Source organism: Methanocalculus sp. (assembly GCF_029762515.1).
In the GTDB taxonomy this organism is placed as follows: Archaea; Halobacteriota; Methanomicrobia; order Methanomicrobiales; family Methanocorpusculaceae; genus Methanocalculus.
On sequence record NZ_JARVGN010000325.1, the window covers coordinates 1 to 2,694 of the forward strand.

The 2,694-nt window shown below is 45.8% G+C and carries 3 protein-coding genes; all 3 read left to right on the forward strand.

Going from position 1 to position 2,694, the window contains the following annotated elements; all coding sequences use genetic code 11:
• Positions 1 to 214 precede the first annotated feature (214 nt).
• Complete coding sequence (locus QCH34_RS10355) at positions 215 to 460, forward strand: hypothetical protein (protein ID WP_300333796.1); 246 nt, start codon at positions 215 to 217, stop codon at positions 458 to 460.
• Positions 461 to 1,014: 554 nt separating this feature from the next.
• On the forward strand, positions 1,015 to 2,031 hold the full coding sequence (locus QCH34_RS10360; protein WP_300333799.1) for an iron ABC transporter permease: 1,017 nt from the start codon (positions 1,015 to 1,017) through the stop codon (positions 2,029 to 2,031).
• Positions 2,028 to 2,694 (forward strand): ABC transporter ATP-binding protein (locus QCH34_RS10365; RefSeq protein WP_300333801.1); only part of this gene is annotated, 667 nt, incomplete at its 3' end. The genes QCH34_RS10360 and QCH34_RS10365, both read left to right, overlap by 4 nt.

Consider the following 2,694-nt stretch of genomic DNA (forward strand, 5'->3'; position numbering starts at 1 on the left):
GTGCAATTTATGGCGCAGATGATCCGGCGGCCGCCGCAGCTGAGTACGCCCGCCGCTGCCGATGATGAGAAATTCGTTCTGACACCGGTTTATCGGTGGGTGATGAACCCTATGAGTCACTCTGAGGCAGACTGATCCCATGTCCCGTAGTGCCTGAATCTCCACTCTGTGTATCAGGGGGAATATTGATAGCCTCTGCGGGTGCATGCCATGTATGCGGCGGTGTCCACAGTGCGGAAGCAATGATCTCTTTCAGACTGTCGGAGGTTATATTGGATCAGAGTGGCGCTGCAAGCGATGCGGATACCAGGGAGCATTCGTTGTTGAATCCGAAGAGGAGATGCCGCATCCGGAGGCTCCAAAAACTGAATCTCCCGGTATGAATATCCCGCTCTGGATCAGGATACTCGCGATCATATTTCTTCTTATCATCATCTTGATCGCCCTGCCCCGGTGGTAGCTCAGGTATGAAGTACCGTACTGATGGGGTGTCTTCTATGACAAACATCTGATGCGCGTTTGTTTTTTTTTAGTCTTTTGAATCCGTTAATCGATAAAATAACTGATAATTTCTGGAATTTGTAATGATCAATGGGGTTAATTAAACCCATGGTTCATTGTAGAGGTCTGCTATCTCAGAATTCTGTCATTCATCCTTTAAATACAAAATAAGGTGATAGATGCGATTTTAATCGTTCTCTAACAGGGTCAATCCGGACAAAGAAATGCTCCTCTTCTCAGGGTATGGATGGTTGTTTGAAGATAATTAACCTGTAAATGATAGTATTGTTAATTAAAAATTATTTACTAATGCAAAATGATAATATTTATAAATTGATTTTCTGACCGTTATAATGCAGAGTGTCTCACAATAGTATCTCTCTATCAGAAGCTTCTGGAAAATTTTGTGTTCAGAAGATATGGTATATCAAAAATGGTGAATAGATGTCAACGTTCATACATTCTATTTCAAATACATACCTCATTCTTCGTCCGTTTTTCAACCGAAAGGTTATGAGTTCGCTGTTGATCTACGGAATTTTACCATTGCTATTTATCATCACTCTTTTTTTAGGTCATTTCGAAATATCTCCATTACAAGTTATAAGAGTCCTTATAGCTCCAATAGCCAATCTTTTCCCCGGGAATCTCCTCCATATCGATCCCGACTGGACAGTAGCAGAACAGAATATCATCTATCAGATCCGACTTCCCAGAGCGATTGCAGCGGTATTTGTTGGAGGTGGGCTTGCCATAGCAGGAGCGGCATATCAGGGTCTCTTTAAAAATCCGCTTGTTTCCCCTGATATTCTGGGTGTCTCCTCGGGTGCCGGGTTTGGTGCGGCACTTGCACTCCTTCTCTCGGCCAGCTCATTGTTTGTGCAGCTATCAGCGTTCTTTTTTGGTATTGTTGCTGTTACAATCACGTATTTCCTTAGTAGAGTCTATCGCAGAACGCCAACCCTTATCCTTGTTTTATCCGGTATTATCGTCGGAGCTTTCTTTACCGCATTAATATCACTCACCAAATATGTTGCCGATCCCTATGATAAACTCCCCGCGATCACCTTCTGGCTGATGGGAAGCCTCGCATCGGTTAGATATACCGAGCTCTTCCTAATTGCTCCCCCACTTCTCATTTCAACATCAATTCTCATTTTGATCAGATGGAGGATCAACCTGCTTGCCGTTGGTGATGATGAAGCACGGACACTAGGAATCGATACGAAACGGATGTCACAGGTGATTATACTCTGTTCTACCTTCATCACCGCCGGGGCGGTATGTATTGCGGGCATCATCGGATGGGTTGGCCTTGTCGTTCCCCATCTTGGCCGGATGCTTGTTGGACCTGATAATAAAAAGTTGATTCCGGTCTCATTTCTTCTTGGGTCATCCTATCTGCTTGTTATTGATACCATTGCACGGAATCTGACGAGTACTGAGATCCCTCTTGGAATACTCACCGCGATCATCGGGGCACCATTCTTTGCATATCTGCTGGGTAAGCGTTCGGTGGGATGGACATGATTTTAGAAGTAGCGAATGCCGGTTTTTCCTATCCCGGGGGATCGCCGATCTTTTCGGATGTCTCGTTCTCTCTCAAGGGTGGTGAGGTACTCTGTATTCTGGGTCCTAACGGGATAGGAAAATCCACCCTCATCCGGTGCCTGGCAAATTTGCATTCCCTCTGTGATGGATCGATACACCTCTTTGGGAAGGATATGGCAAAAACCAGACCCGTTGATATTGCAAAAAAGATCGGGTATGTTCCACAGGCTCATGAGATCGTCTTTCCCTTTTCAGTCAGGGATTTTGTGCTGATGGGAAGGGCTCCCCACCTTGCGGCATTCTCCTCTCCTGGAAGGGAGGATTTTCAAAGAGCTGACGAGAAGATCGAACTCGTCGGGATCACAAAGATCGCAGAAAAGCCGGTGAACGAGATCTCAGGGGGGGAGTACCAGCTTGCTGTCATTGCCCGTGCCCTGACGCAGGATCCATCGATTCTGCTCCTTGACGAACCAACGTCGCATCTTGATTTCGGCAACCAGATTAAGGTACTCGATATCATCGACAGATTGGTGGAGACAGGTCTCTCGGTTATTATGAGCTCGCATTTCCCCGATCATGCTTTCCTTACATCCAATAACGTTGCCATCATGCAGTATGGCTCTTTTATGGCATATGGCCTGG

Excerpts from the sequence above, each read along its gene's own strand:
- QCH34_RS10355 (WP_300333796.1), top strand. The coding sequence starts at position 215 with ATGCGGCGGTGTCCACAGTGCGGAAGCAATGATCTCTTTCAGACTGTC.
- QCH34_RS10360 (WP_300333799.1), top strand. The coding sequence starts at position 1,015 with ATGAGTTCGCTGTTGATCTACGGAATTTTACCATTGCTATTTATCATC.